The organism is Micromonospora sp. NPDC049240 (genome assembly GCF_040647835.1).
In the GTDB taxonomy this organism is placed as follows: Bacteria; Actinomycetota; Actinomycetes; order Mycobacteriales; family Micromonosporaceae; genus Micromonospora.
This window is the reverse complement of sequence record NZ_JBEZCX010000006.1, coordinates 195451-208533: the sequence shown is the minus strand read 5'-3', so window position 1 is coordinate 208533 and position 13083 is coordinate 195451. Positions and strand designations below refer to the sequence as shown.

9 protein-coding genes are annotated in these 13083 nt (G+C 69.8%); 6 read left to right on the top strand and 3 right to left on the bottom strand.

Annotated features, from left to right (window positions below):
* Nucleotides 1-47 precede the first annotated feature (47 nt).
* Nucleotides 48-1169 carry a pyridoxal phosphate-dependent aminotransferase gene (locus AB0B02_RS11400; RefSeq protein ID WP_281942506.1) on the bottom strand — a complete coding sequence of 374 codons (1122 nt, stop codon included), beginning with the start codon at nt 1167-1169 and terminating at the stop codon, nt 48-50.
* 535 nt (nt 1170-1704) lie between these two features.
* Nucleotides 1705-3267, bottom strand: a complete 1563-nt coding sequence (locus AB0B02_RS11395; protein WP_357299445.1) for a hypothetical protein — start codon at nt 3265-3267, stop codon at nt 1705-1707.
* 479 nt (nt 3268-3746) lie between these two features.
* Here AB0B02_RS11395 and AB0B02_RS11390 point away from each other — a divergent pair, with 479 nt between their 5' ends.
* The 6 genes from AB0B02_RS11390 (at nt 3747) to AB0B02_RS11365 (ending at nt 11913) form a co-directional block, all read left to right on the top strand.
* On the top strand, nt 3747-5129 hold the full coding sequence (locus tag AB0B02_RS11390) for an FAD-dependent monooxygenase (protein WP_281942501.1): 1383 nt from the start codon (nt 3747-3749) through the stop codon (nt 5127-5129).
* A gap of 137 nt (nt 5130-5266) precedes the next feature.
* Nucleotides 5267-6448 carry an acyl-CoA dehydrogenase family protein gene (locus AB0B02_RS11385; protein ID WP_281942499.1) on the top strand — a complete coding sequence of 394 codons (1182 nt, stop codon included), beginning with the start codon at nt 5267-5269 and terminating at the stop codon, nt 6446-6448.
* A gap of 124 nt (nt 6449-6572) precedes the next feature.
* Nucleotides 6573-7733: an epoxide hydrolase family protein gene (locus AB0B02_RS11380; protein ID WP_357299441.1), complete on the top strand. Its 1161-nt coding sequence runs from the start codon at nt 6573-6575 to the stop codon at nt 7731-7733.
* Between the two features lie 490 nt (nt 7734-8223).
* The gene (gene dpgA, locus AB0B02_RS11375) at nt 8224-9411 is read left to right on the top strand and encodes a 3,5-dihydroxyphenylacetyl-CoA synthase DpgA (protein ID WP_357299438.1); all 1188 of its coding nucleotides are present in this window, start codon (nt 8224-8226) and stop codon (nt 9409-9411) included.
* On the top strand, nt 9405-10124 hold the full coding sequence (dpgB, locus tag AB0B02_RS11370) for an enoyl-CoA-hydratase DpgB (RefSeq protein WP_308447845.1): 720 nt from the start codon (nt 9405-9407) through the stop codon (nt 10122-10124). The genes dpgA and dpgB overlap by 7 nt, the downstream gene beginning before the upstream one ends.
* Before the next feature lie 196 nt (nt 10125-10320).
* Entirely contained in the window at nt 10321-11913 is a 1593-nt protein-coding gene (locus AB0B02_RS11365; RefSeq protein WP_357299434.1) for an alpha/beta hydrolase, read from the top strand.
* Between the two features lie 234 nt (nt 11914-12147).
* On the opposite strand, the gene AB0B02_RS11360 is transcribed toward AB0B02_RS11365, so the two are convergent.
* Nucleotides 12148-13023, bottom strand: coding sequence for a S41 family peptidase (locus AB0B02_RS11360; protein WP_357299431.1), 876 nt, complete (start codon nt 13021-13023; stop codon nt 12148-12150).
* Nucleotides 13024-13083: the final 60 nt, after the last annotated feature.

Genomic DNA, 13083 nt, shown 5'->3' with positions numbered 1-13083 from the left:
GTCTCCACCAGGCCCGGTGCGTTTTGGCGGTGCGCCGGGGGGTTACGTCAGCTCGCGCTGAGGTAGTTGTAGAGGCGGCGGACGCCTTCGGCGACGGTGTCCTCGCCCTTCGCGAACGCGATCCGGATCTGCGGCGGGCCGCTCCGGTCCGAGCCGTAGAAACAGAGGCCGGGTACGACGCCGACGCCGCCTTCGCGCAGCAGGCGTTGGGTCAGCTCCGCTTCCCCCTCGCCGGGGCGCGCGAACGAGGTGGCGTCACACATGACGTAATAGGCGCCGGCCGGCCGCTGGAACTCGATGTTGCACTTCTCGAGGCCGGTGACGAGGATGTCGCGCCGCTTGCCGTAGACCTCCCGCAACTCCTCGAAGTAGCTGCCCGGCAGCGAGAGCGCCGCGGCGCCGGCCGCCTGGAACGGGGTCGGCGCCGCGATGGTGAGGAAGTCGTGCACGCGGGCCACCCGCTCCATGAGGCGCTGCGGCCCGGTCACCCAGCCGACCCGCCAGCCGGTGACGGAGAACATCTTGGAGAGCGCGTTGATCGTGATCGACTGCTGGTCCATCCCGGGGATGTCGGAGATCCTGGGCGGCCGCTCGTTCGTGAAGTAGAGCTCGTCGTAGATCGCGTCGTGGATGACGATGATGCCGAGCCGCAGGCAGACGTCGGCCAGGCCCTGGGTCTCCTCCCGGGTGAAGACGCGCCCGGTCGGGTTGTGCGGTGAGTTGATGATGATCGCGCGGGTGTTCCGGTCGGCGACGGCGGCGATCTCGGCCGGGTCCAGCACCCAGTCCGGCCCCTTCAGCTGGACGTACCGGGCTTCCACGTCGATGAGCCGCAGGTTGACCGCGTAGGACTCGTAGGCCGGCTCGACGATGATGACGTTGGAGCCCTTCTCCGCCACGGCGAGCAGCGTGGCCAGCATGCCCTCGGTCGCCCCGCACGTGACGCAGATCTGCGTCTCCGGGTCGTAGGGCGTCGGCATCTCCCAGCGTCGCTGCTCGAAGTCACTGATGGCCTGGAGGAACGGCTCGCTGCCGCGCGGGGACGTGTACTGGTTGTCGTTCGAGCGGATGGCCGCCACGGCGGCCTCCTGAAGGCTCAGCGGAAGCGGATAGCTCGGGATGCCCTGGGCCAGGTTCACCGCGTCTGCCGCCTGGCACGCGCGGGTCATCCCGCGGATCACCGACTCGCCAGCGGGAATGTTCGCTGGCGACCTGAATATGTTCTCCAGATCTGACGTCACCGACATGAGCTGCTTCCTTCCGGGATTGACGTGGCGTCGGGGTGGAACCCCGACGGTCTGCGCGGTCGAGCCGCCGCCGCGCGTGCTCGGTTCGAGGGGCCGGTCCCACGGGGGGATCACGAAGATGTCGATCGATGTGTGTCCCCGAGCGTGCCACGGCGTTCCCCGGCTCGTGTCGCCGGCCGTCGTGCGCCGGGACGCGCGGAGTCGTGGGGCGGTCCGGCGCGGGCCCGGCGAGGGGGCGCACACGCCGCCGCGGTGGCCGCGGTTCGGTAGGGACGGCCGGATCGCGGGCGGGGCGCGCGGATCGCGGCGCCGGGCGGGCGGACGGCCACGCCACGGTCGCCGGTCGCGGGGCCGACCGCGCGGCGGATCCGGCCACGAGCCGGGCCGTCGGAGGCAGCAGCCCGGGACGACGACGCGGCTCGTGGACCATCTCGACGGGAGGGGGTGGCACCGGTGACTAGTCGAGCTGCGCGCAGATCTCCTCGAGGAGGCGGTATTCGGCCGCCTCGTCCTCGTCTCGACCGCCCAGCATGTAGTAGCCGAACTTCATGTGCTCCATCGGGCCGTTGATCTGGAGGATCCCGTTCCGGAGGTCGGTGATCGCCGCCTCCACGTCCTCGAGCTCCACCTCGGTGTTCTCGCGGATGTAGAGGGCGGTCATCCGTCGCGCGGGAAGGATCTCGCCGTGCCAGGCCCGAACCTGGGGGGACTCGTTGTAGGTGTCCCAGTACATGCGCGAGCCGGGAATGATCCCGGGCGCCGCGACGGAGATGCTGGTGATCAGGTCGCGGTACTCGTCGGCCATCGACAGCCAGCTGTTCACCTCGGTCTTGAGGTTCTTCATCGTCGTGCCCGGCAGGCCCATGATGCCCGACGCGTACAGCTTGTAGTCGAGGTCGCGCGCGAGCTCCAGCGCCTCCCCGATCCGCTCCGGCCCCTTGTTGATCCCCTTGGAGTCGGCCTTGAGCAACTTGGGGTCGAACGCCTCCAGCCCGACGTTCCACGTGCGTACGAACCCCTTGCACAGCTCCGCCGACTCGAGGAACTCGTAGACCAGCCCGTAGGCCAGCATGAACCGGTGCTTCTGCAGGATCGGCGACTTGGCGCAGGCCTCCGCCATGTCGTTGAGGTAGGAGATGTTTCCCTCCCACTGCTCACGCGAGAAGCCGAGCGTCGAGTCGCCGGCGGCGTACACGTTCGCGCCGATGTCCCCGACGATGTTCTCCAGCACCGGGATCGCGGACGCGACATCCGTCGTCTTCGGGGTCAGGCCCTGGATCGAGCAGTGCTTGCACCGGCGGCCCGGCCGCTTTCCCCAGGTGCACCCGCCGTCCAGCGGCACCGTGACCATTCGCTTGAGGTCGTAGTGCTGGGAGTACCAGACGTTGAACGCACGGTCGTAGTGCTTCTCGAGCTGGTCGATGATGAGTCGGTAGTCGGGCAGGATCCGACGGTCCAGCGGGAACGTGCCGGCGTCCTGGTTGACGACCTCACCACCGGCCGACCGGTACGCCACGGAGGGGACCTTGCTCAGCTCCAGCCCGCCCTGCAGGTGGGTCAACAGGCCCATCATGGTGAACGGACCGTTGTTGCCGGTGCTGATGAAGTCCACCAGGCGACTGCCGTACTTCCCGGTCAGGGTCTCCTGGTAGAGGATGCCGGCGTGGTCGTTGCCGAAGACCACGACGGCCTTGGGGTTGACCCGCTTGATCTCCGCCGCGACGATCATGGCCCACAGCGTGGTGGCCGTGTAGACCGTGAAGGCGGCGACGTCGGGCGGGTCCTCGTTGATGGCGGTCCTGACGTGCTGCCAGTCCAGGTGGCTCATGTCGATGTAGCGCCAGGGGAGGTCCGGGAAGCACCTGTCCTGATACGTGATCATCTCGACCAGGGCGGCGTGCGGGTACACGGACCCCTCGTTGAGGTGCCGTTCCTCCTCGGATCTCCCGTCGAGCATGGCGTTGCCGGCGTCGTGGGCATCGCGATGCGCGGAGGTGAGCGGCAGACCGAAATACCACACCGATCGAAGCTTCTTCGATGGTGTCGGCACCGAGGGACCGGGATAGTCCCAGCGGTAGCGAGGATCGGCCCCCACGATTTCCTGAATGGGCTTGAGGCTCATCTTCATGGCCACCACCTCCGACTATTCACAGGTCCTGTGGCCCTGTCCCGAATAACTCATTGAAAAGCGTCACTTCTCCCGACGCGGGACTGTCCGGCCGAAAGTATTCAAGCCCCCATTCTTCAGAGCGACCAGGGAGGGCGGCATCTCGCAGCTTGCTGGGGTGCACGCATCCCGGCTCACCTGGTCGTCGTTCCCGCCCCGGCGGGCTCCGCAATGAGAAAGACGCCATCGGTGCCGGTAGCGCCGAAGATGGCTCTGACACCCAGTCGGCCCTGCCGGGCTCACGCAGCGGGCAGCGGCTTCGCTCGCCCGACACCGCGGCTGACGGCATGGGGAAGGCGCACGTTTCTGGTTCGCAGAGGAGGAAGATCGCGATGCCTGAACAGCCTGTCGGCCGCGCGGTGGTACTCGGCGGCAGCCTGGCCGGCCTGCTCGCCGCCAATGTGCTCGCCGAGGTGTATCCCGAGGTGCTCGTCGTGGACCGCGACGAACTGGCCGGAGTGGCGGGTTACCGGAAGGGCGTTCCGCACGGTCGGCACGCCCATGGTCTGGTCGCCCGCGGGCAACAGATCCTGGAGAAGCAGTTTCCCGGGCTGACGGCCGACATGGAAGCCGCCGGCGTCCAGCCGGGTGACTTCAGCGGCGCGATTCGCTGGTACTTCAACGGAATGCAGCTCCGCCAGGCGAATACCGGCCTGCTCTCGGTGCCGTGCACCCGGCCGGTCATCGAGCACCAGGTGCGTAACCGGGTGGAGAAGGTCAGCAACATACGCTTCCTGGAGGGCTACGACATCGTCGGGTTGGAGGCGACGCCCGACAAGAGCCGGGTCGTCGGCGCGCGGGTGCAGCGTCGCGACGGCGGTTCGGACCCCGAGGTGCTCCGTGCCGACCTGGTGGTCGACGCCACCGGGCGGGGGTCGAGGACGCCGACCTGGCTGGAGGAGTTCGGCTACTCCCGGCCGGAGGAGGACCGGGTGAAGGTCGACCTGGCCTACACCACCCGCCACTACCGGGTGCGTAACGACCCGTTCGGCAGCGACATCGCCGTCATCGCGGCGGCGACACCCACGCATCCGCGCGGCGCGTTCTACTACCGGCTGCCCGGCGACGACGGACGGGTCGAGCTGTCGCTCACCGGCGTTCTCGGCGACCATCCGCCGACCGACCCGGACAAGTTCCTCGAGTTCGTCCGGTCGGTTCCGGTGCCGGAGATCTACGAGTCCGTCCGCGAGGCCGAGCCGCTCAACGACCCGGTGATGTTCCGCTTCCCGGCGAGCGTCCGCCGCCGCTACGAGCGGCTGACGCGCTTCCCGGCCGGGTTCCTGGTCATCGGCGACGCGGTCTGCAGTTTCAATCCCATCTACGCCCAGGGCATGGCCATCGCCGCGGTCGAGTCCCGCGTCCTGGCGGACAAGCTCAGCAGCACGACCGTGCCGGATCCGCTCGAGTTCTTCCAGGAGATCTCCCGCCAGATCGACTCGCCCTGGGAGTTCGCGGCGACCGCGGACCTCGGCTACGCGGGCGTGGAAGGCCGGCGGACCGCCAAGATCCGCATGATCAACGCCTACGTGGCGAAGGTCCAGCGGGCCGCCGTGCACGACCCGAGCCTCACCAATGCCCTCATGCGGGTGGCCGGCCTCATCGACGAGCCGACGTCCCTGCTCCGCCCGGGCCGGATGCTCCGCGTGCTGCGGCAGGCCGGTCGCCGGCCGAACCGGGTCCCGGCAGCGGCGCCGCTCGGCGCCGGCCGCGACTAGCGCCGGGACGTGCCGTCCGCGCGTGCGCCACGATTTTCTGCTTCTGCCTTCCGAGCGAGCCACCTGCTCAGCTCCACCCCGCGTCGCCCGTTGCGAGGCGACCCCGCGTCAGCGGACGTCCGTTTAGGAGGAACACGATGGTGACTGTTCACGCACCGGGCAAGACCGAACTCGTCAAGCGCGCGTCCGAGCTCGTTCCGCTCCTGCGGGAGAAGGCGCCCTGGATGGACGAGAACCGGCGGATCCATCCCGATGTCATCGAAGCGCTGACCAGCGCCGACCTGCTCAAGATGCGGGTGCCGACCCGCTACGGCGGCTTCGAGTCCGACATGGAGACCGTCGTCGACGTGATCGCCGAGCTCGGGCGGGGCGACGGCTCGACCGCCTGGACGGCCTCGGTGTGGGCGATCAGCACCTGGATGATGGGGCTGTTCCCGGACGAGGTGCAGGACGAGGTGTTCGCGACGCCCGACGTCCGGATCAGCGGCATCCTCAGCCCCGGCGCGGTGGCCGTGCCGACGGACGGCGGCTACATCGTCAACGGCAAGTGGTCGTTCAACAGCGGCGTGCAGCAGAGCACGTGGAACACGAACGCGGCGGTCACGCCGACCGAGGACGGCGGGATGGCGCCGGTCATGACGCTCATCCGGAACTCCGACCTCCAGGTCGTCGACGACTGGCACACCTCGGGCATGCGTGGCTCCGGCAGCGTCACCACGATCGCGAAGGACCTCTTCATCCCGAAGGAGCGGGTGCTCCAGATGGGGCCGGTGCTCCAGGGCCAGCACATGTCCAAGCTGAACGCGGACTCGCCGATCTTCAAGGCGCCGTTCATGCCGACCGCGTGCGCGACGATCAGCGCGCCCGCGCTCGGCCTCGCGATGGGCGCCAAGGACGTGTTCCTGGAGCGGCTGCCCGGCCGGAAGATCACCTACACCGCATACGAGAACCAGAGCGAGGCGCCGGTCACCCACCTGGAGATCGCCGAGGCGGTCACCAAGATCGACGAGGTCGGGTTCCACGCCCACCGGGCGGCCCGCATGCTCGACACCAAGGGGGCCGCGGGGGAGCAGTGGACGCTTGAGGAGCGGGCGCGCGTCCGGCTCGACCTGGGTGCGGCGTGCCAGCGGGCCAAGGAGGCGGTCGACATCCTCGTCGGCGCCAGTGGCGGTTCGTCGATCTACCGCGACGTGCCGATCCAGCGCATCCAGCGGGACGTGCAGACGCTCAACCTGCACGCCATCCTGCACCCGAGCACCAACCTGGAGCTCTACGGCCGGATCGTCTGCGGTCTGGGCCCGAACACCCCGTTCATCTGATCGGCGCGTTCGCCGGCCGCCCGGGGCGCTCTCGTCAGCGCCTCGGGCTCCGGCGCGCCGCCGTCCTCGATCTGAGCCCAGCGCCGCTCCTGGCGGCTCTCGACCGACACAGGGAGGTTGTTAGATGCGTCCGTTCCGTATCGAAGTGCCGCAGTCCGATCTCGACGATCTGCACCGGCGGCTCGACCACACGCGCTGGCCGGACGAGATGCCGGGTGTGGGCTGGGATCGCGGTGCGCCGCTGGAGTACGTCAAGGAGCTGGCCGACCACTGGCGGAACAGCTACGACTGGCGGGCGGCCGAGGCGCGCCTGAACGCGTACCCGCAGTTCGTCACCGAGATCGACGGCGTGAACGTGCACTTCCTGCACGTCCGCTCGCCCGAGGAGGGCGCGACGCCGATGATCCTGACCCACGGCTGGCCGGGCACGGTGGCCGAGTTCCTGGACGTCATCGGGCCGCTCAGTGACCCGGTCGCGCACGGCGGTGACGCCGCCGACGCCTTCCACCTGGTGATCCCGTCGATCCCCGGCTACGCGTTCTCCGGCCCGACGGGTCAGGTGGGCTGGGACACCGGCCGGGTGGCCGGCGCGTGGAAGGAGCTGATGAGCCGCCTGGGCTACGAGCGGTATGCCGTGCAGGGCGGTGACTGGGGGATGCCGATCTCGCTGCGACTGGGGCTGGCCGATCCCGAGCACGTCATCGGCATCCACCTCAACATGTGCGTGGCGTTCCCGCCGCCCGACCCCGCGGCCATGGAGGGTCTGGGCGAGGCCGACCTGGCCCGCCTCCAGTTCACCGGCACGTTCATGCAGGACGGGACCGGTTGGCAGCGGATCCAGTCGACCCGGCCGCAGACGCTCGCCTACGCGCTGACCGACTCGCCGGTGGGGCAGCTCGCCTGGATCGCCGAGAAGTACAAGGAATGGACCGACTCGGCGAAGGTGCCGGAGGACGCCGTGAGCCGCGACGACATCCTCACCGCGGTCTCGATTTACTGGTTCACGGCGACGGCCGGGTCCAGCGCCCAGCTCTACTACGAGTCCAGCCGGATGGACGCCGACTTCGTCCGGACCTGGGCCGGGCCGTGGCCGCTGACGATGCCGGTGGGCGTCGCGTCGTTCCCCAAGGACGCGGTGCGGCCGGTGCGCCGGTTCGCCGACCAGATCCTGCCCACCCTCACCCGGTGGACCGAGTTCGACCGGGGAGGGCACTTCGCCGCTCTGGAGCAGCCCCAGCTGCTGGTCGACGACGTCCGCACGTTCGTCCGCTCGCTCGCACGCTGACCGCCCGGTTCCGCCCGTGACCGGGCGGACCGGCGGGACAAGAGGCGGCCATCGCGTCGGTCCTTCACGACGACCTCGTCGACGAAGGACGAGGGACGCGGTGGCCGCTTCGGCGAGTGGCCCCTCGGATCGTGCGCCGGCGGGTCTGCCCACCTGACGGATCCGGGGTCGCCGGTGCGGCGCGCACGCGACCGACAGGGCGTGCGGAAGGTGTTCCGACAATCCCCGCTCCGAAGCCTCGGGCGACTCCGGCAGACATCGGAAACACATTTCCTGACTACGTCGGCATGGACGGCGGTCACATTCGACGGCGCACTATGGGATGTGATCGGGTATCCGGCGGGCGATAGAGTCTTAGCTGTTGATTAGGTGCGAGCGTGACTCATTCGAGCCGACACCGCGCAAGCCCCAAGATGCGGCGTCCCCACCTGAGACCGCATCGTGGGCGTACGAGCATAATGCGCCTGGCCAAAAAGCCAGGCTTGCTGAGATGCGGAAGGAAGATCTGCGCGTGACCGTTGACATCGCCAACACCCAGAGGCCGTACGCTCGGACACTGGCAGCAGAGTCTCCCATTTTCCAGTCCAGCCCCTGCGAGTCCACAATTGTCGGGGTGGGCACGGCCTCGTCCTCCACACCCTTCTCCCAGCAGGACCTGCTGGACACCTTCGCGATCTCCGATCCGAAGATCCGGTCGGTCTTCCTCAACAGCGCGATCCGCCGGCGTTTCCTCGACCTGCCGTTGCCGGGAGACGACGGCCTCCCGTCCCCGGAGACCCAGGCGGACCTGCTCGACCGGCACAAGAGGCTGGCCGTGGACATGGGGCGGCGTGCCCTGCAGGCATGCCTGGACGATGCCGGGGCGTCGCTCTCCGACATCCGCCACCTCTGCTGCGTGACGTCCACCGGATTCCTCACACCGGGGCTCAGTGCCCTGCTCATCCGTGAGCTGGGCATCGACCGGCACTGCAGCCGGAGCGACATCGTGGGAATGGGCTGCAACGCGGGGCTCAACGCGCTGAACGTCGTGTCGAGCTGGTCCGTGGCCAATCCGGGCGAGCTTGCCGTGGTGTTGTGCACCGAGGCGTGTTCCGCCGCGTACGTGATGGACTCGACCATGCGGACCGCGGTGGTGAACAGTCTGTTCGGCGACGGCGCCGCCGCGCTGGCCCTTGTCGGCCGCCCCGCCGGCGACTTCCTGGACGCCACCGGCGGCGACTCCTCGGGCGCCGCCGGCGGTCCTCGCATCCTCAAGTTCGCGAGTTGCATCATCCCCGAGGCGATCGACGCCATGCGCTACGACTGGGACAGCGTCCAGAACCGGTTCAGCTTCTTCCTGGACCCGCAGATTCCTTACGTCGTCGGCGCACACGCGGAAATCGTCACGGACCGGCTGCTGGCGAACACCGGTCTGCGTCGTAGCGACATCGGGCACTGGCTCGTGCACGCGGGCGGCAAGAAGGTCGTCGACGCGGTGACGGTGAATCTCGGACTGAACCGTCACGAGGTGCGGCACACCACAAGCGTGCTTCGTGACTACGGCAACGTATCAAGCGGCTCGTTCATCTTCTCGTACGAACGGCTCCAGCAGGAGAGAGTGACGGCCCCGGGCGATTATGGAGTGCTGATGACCATGGGTCCTGGTTCCACGATCGAGACAGCGTTGATCCAGTGGTGAGCGCGGCAACCGTCCGGACCGGCCGGGGTGAGCGTGGCGCCGCCGACGGCACCCGAGGCGATGTCGAGCTTCGCATCGACGGCTCGAAACCCCTGACGATGGAATCCGTCGCCGCGGTGGACGCCGCCTGCACGGTGGCCGAGTCGACCAAGGCCACCACCATGCTCGCGGTGCACCTGACCGGCACCCCCGGCAAGGACTGGACGCACGGCCTGGAGGTGGCGCTGGTCAGCAAGTGGGAGCGGGCGTTGCGCCGGCTCGAGCGGCTCACCGTCACGACTGTCGCGGTCGCCTCCGGCGACTGCGGGGGTCTCGCCCTGGACGCCCTGCTGGCGACGGACTACCGCATCGCCACGCCCGACGTCCGGCTGTCCCTCTACGTCGACGGCGAGGCCACCTGGCCCGGCATGGCGATCTTCCGACTCGCCCAGCAGGCCGGCGGGACCCGGCTGCGCCGGGCGATCCTCTTCGGCGCCCATCTGGACGCCACCGAAAGCGTCGACCTGGGCATCGTCGACGAGGTGACAGGCGATCCGGCCATGGCCCTGACCGCCGCGGCCGAGATGGTGAGCGGCCTCTCCGGCAGAGAGGTGGCCGTCCGCCGACAACTGATGTTCGACGCGCCGACCACCAGCTTCGAGGATGCCCTCGGCCGTCACCTCGCGGCCTGCGACAGAGCCCTGCGGCGGTCGGCCGGCCCCGGGGCACGGTAGCGGATCCGCTCCCGCGCAACGGAGGGGAGCCGGGGGTGAGAGTGGGGCCGGAGCCCGTTGGCGGCGCCGGCCCCACTCACCGCGTGAGCTGTCTCCGGATGCGGACGCCGCACTCTGCGAGAATCGCCGGCCCGTCACTCCATCTACAGTGGACCTCTCCCGGGCGGAGAGACGAGTCCCGCGATGAGGGGGAATTGTGGATCGAAAGATCGCGAAGGGCCTCGCCCTCGTCGTCACCGCGGTGATCGTGGCGGTCACGCCCGCGGCGGGCGGTTCGGCGGCGCCCACCGTGGAGCCGGCGACGACCGCCAGGATCGCCTGGAAACCCTGCGGGACGCCCGAGCCGCACGATGGCGGCGCCGAGTGCGGCCTGCTCGACGTGCCGCTGGACTACCGCAAGCCGACCGGCAGGAAGATCCAGATCGCGGTCTCGCGGATCCGGGCGACGGTATCCGCCGAGGACTACCAGGGCGTCATCATCGCCCTGCCGGGCGGGCCCGGCAACTCCGGGCTCTGCACGTCGGCGGCGGTGTGCGTCCCCGCCGGCGTCGGCGGCGCCTACGACTGGATCGGCTTCGACCCGCGTGGCGTCGGCGCCAGCGTTCCGGCGTTGTCCTGTGACGAGGACTACCTCCACGGGCCGCGCCCGGAGTACGTCCCCCGGCGCCCGGGCATCGAGCAGACCTGGCTCCGCCGGTCGAGGAACTACGCCGAAGCCTGCCGGGTGGCCGGCGGCGCGCTGCTGGACCACATGACCACGCTCGACACGGTGCGGGACGTGGAGTCGATCCGCAAGGCGCTCGGCGTCGGCCAGGTCAACCTGTACGGCATCTCGTACGGCACCTACCTCGGCCAGGTGTACGGCACGGTGTACCCGAGGACGGTGCGCCGCATGGTGCTCGACAGCAACATCGACCCGCGCAAGGTCTGGTACCAGGCCGCCCTGGCCCAGGACGTGAACTTCGAACGCAGCCTGCGCATGTGGTTCGCGTGGGTGGCGACGTTCGACCACGTCTACCACCTCGGCAGGACGGCCGACCAGGTCAGGAAGCGCTGGTACGCGACGCAGCACAAGCTGCGTACGGCGCCGGCCGGCGGCGTCGTCGGCCCGGCCGAGTTCACCGACATCTTCATCTACGCCGGCTACTTCCAGGCGATCTGGCCGACCCTGGCCGAGTTGTTCGTCAGCGCCGTCGAGGACCCCGACGCCGAGGTGCTGGTCGGGGCGTACGAGAGTTCCTTCCGCCCGGCCGACGACAACGTCTTCGCGGTCTTCAACGCGGTGCAGTGCACCGACACCCGGTGGCCGCGGAGCTGGGCCACCTGGCGGCGCGACAACTGGCGTACGTTCCGTGACGCACCGTTCGCCACCTGGTACAACGCCTGGGGCAACGCGCCGTGCCTCTTCTGGCCCGGCAAGGTCTCCACGCCGGTCGAGGTCGACGGCTCGAAGGTGCGGAGCGTGCTGTTCGTCGGCGGCACGCTGGACGCGGCCACGCCGTTCGAGGGCAGCATCGAGGCCCGGCGCCGCTTCCCGAACGGATCGCTGCTGGCGGAGGTCGGCCAGACCACGCACGTCCTCTCGTTCAGCGGCAATCCGTGCGTCACCGGCGTCATCGCCGACTACCTCAGGACGGGCCGGCTGCCGCAGCGCAAGGCCGGCGACCGACCCGACGCGACCTGCGACGCCCTGCCGCCGCCCGACCCGACGGCCACCTCGTCGCGGACGTTGTCCCGACTGGTCGACACCGGCGCGGCGTGGGCGCCGGGGTACGGCGCACGACGCTGAGGTGACGCCGGTCGACGTCGCGTGGCTCCGGGTGACGTGCCGCGCCGCGGCCGTCGACGCGGACGAGGATGGACAGGCCCTCGCGCCGGGCCGCCGCTGACGGGCCGGTCGAGGGCTGCCCGGTGCCGCGGACGGCGCACTGCCGACCGTGCTGGCTGATCTGGAGGCGTGCACCGCGGGACCGGTGGCGACGCGGGCCGGGCGCGGCCGGTGGCCGATCCCCGGGGCCGCCGCTCAGTGCCCGCGCCGCCCCGGTTCCCCCGGCGCGTCGAGCAGCTCCGCGTACGCCACGTCGAAGGCGGTCGCCGCCGGCACCGCGAGATCGGGCTCGACACCGGTGCCCTCCCAGTTGCCGCCCGTGATCGGGTTGATCGAATAGGCGTGCGGCACCGCGATCTCCATCGTCGGCGTCAGCTCGTGGACGGTGGCGAGGTTCGCTCCGCCACGCGTCGTCTCGCCGACCAACCGGGCCCGACCACGCACCTTCAGGTTCAGGCAGAGATCCTCGGCGCCGGAGAACGTCCGGTCGCTGGTCAACACGTACAGCGGACGGTCGACGTACCGCTCGCCGGGCAGCCACGCCAGGCTCCACAGCTGTCGCGTCCGGTCGGTGACCCGGTCGTAGATGCTGTTCAGGTGCGTCGGTCCGGCCGGCAGGAGGTAGCTGCTCCACAGCACGACGCCGTCCGGTGAGCCGCCGCCGTTCTCCCGCAGGTCGAGGATGAGCGCGTCGGTGCGGGACACCAGCTCCATCGCGCCGATGATCGCCCGGCCGCCGTTCGTGGAGCCGCTCATGCGGCGTACGTCCAGGTAGCCGATGTTGCCGTCGAGGATCTCGACCCGACGGACGCTGGCGCCGGCGGGAGCGCGGCGCTCGTCGCGCACCCGGACCCACAGGTGCGTGTCCGGGCACACGTCGAGCAGGTCCTCGGTGAGGCGTTCGGCGAGCGTCGAGTCGTCCAGGCCGTCATAGGCGCCGGCGGTCAGTCGCTGCCGCAGCGCCGTGGCTGCCGCCTCGGCCCGCTCCGGGGAGACGTAACGCTCCCGCAGCAGCTCGATCGCCCGCTCGACCGGGTGCACGCGCACCGTGTCGGGATGGGTGACGATCATGAGAACTCACATTCGTCGAGGTGGGGGCCGTCGCCGGGCGTCGTCGCCGCAGCCGGCCGG

Excerpts from the sequence above, each read along its gene's own strand:
- AB0B02_RS11390 (WP_281942501.1), top strand. The coding sequence starts at position 3,747 with ATGCCTGAACAGCCTGTCGGCCGCGCGGTGGTACTCGGCGGCAGCCTG.
- AB0B02_RS11380 (WP_357299441.1), top strand. The coding sequence starts at position 6,573 with ATGCGTCCGTTCCGTATCGAAGTGCCGCAGTCCGATCTCGACGATCTG.
- AB0B02_RS11360 (WP_357299431.1), bottom strand. The coding sequence starts at position 13,023 with ATGATCGTCACCCATCCCGACACGGTGCGCGTGCACCCGGTCGAGCGG.
- AB0B02_RS11400 (WP_281942506.1), bottom strand. The coding sequence starts at position 1,169 with ATGACCCGCGCGTGCCAGGCGGCAGACGCGGTGAACCTGGCCCAGGGC.
- AB0B02_RS11385 (WP_281942499.1), top strand. The coding sequence starts at position 5,267 with ATGGTGACTGTTCACGCACCGGGCAAGACCGAACTCGTCAAGCGCGCG.
- dpgA (WP_357299438.1), top strand. The coding sequence starts at position 8,224 with ATGCGGAAGGAAGATCTGCGCGTGACCGTTGACATCGCCAACACCCAG.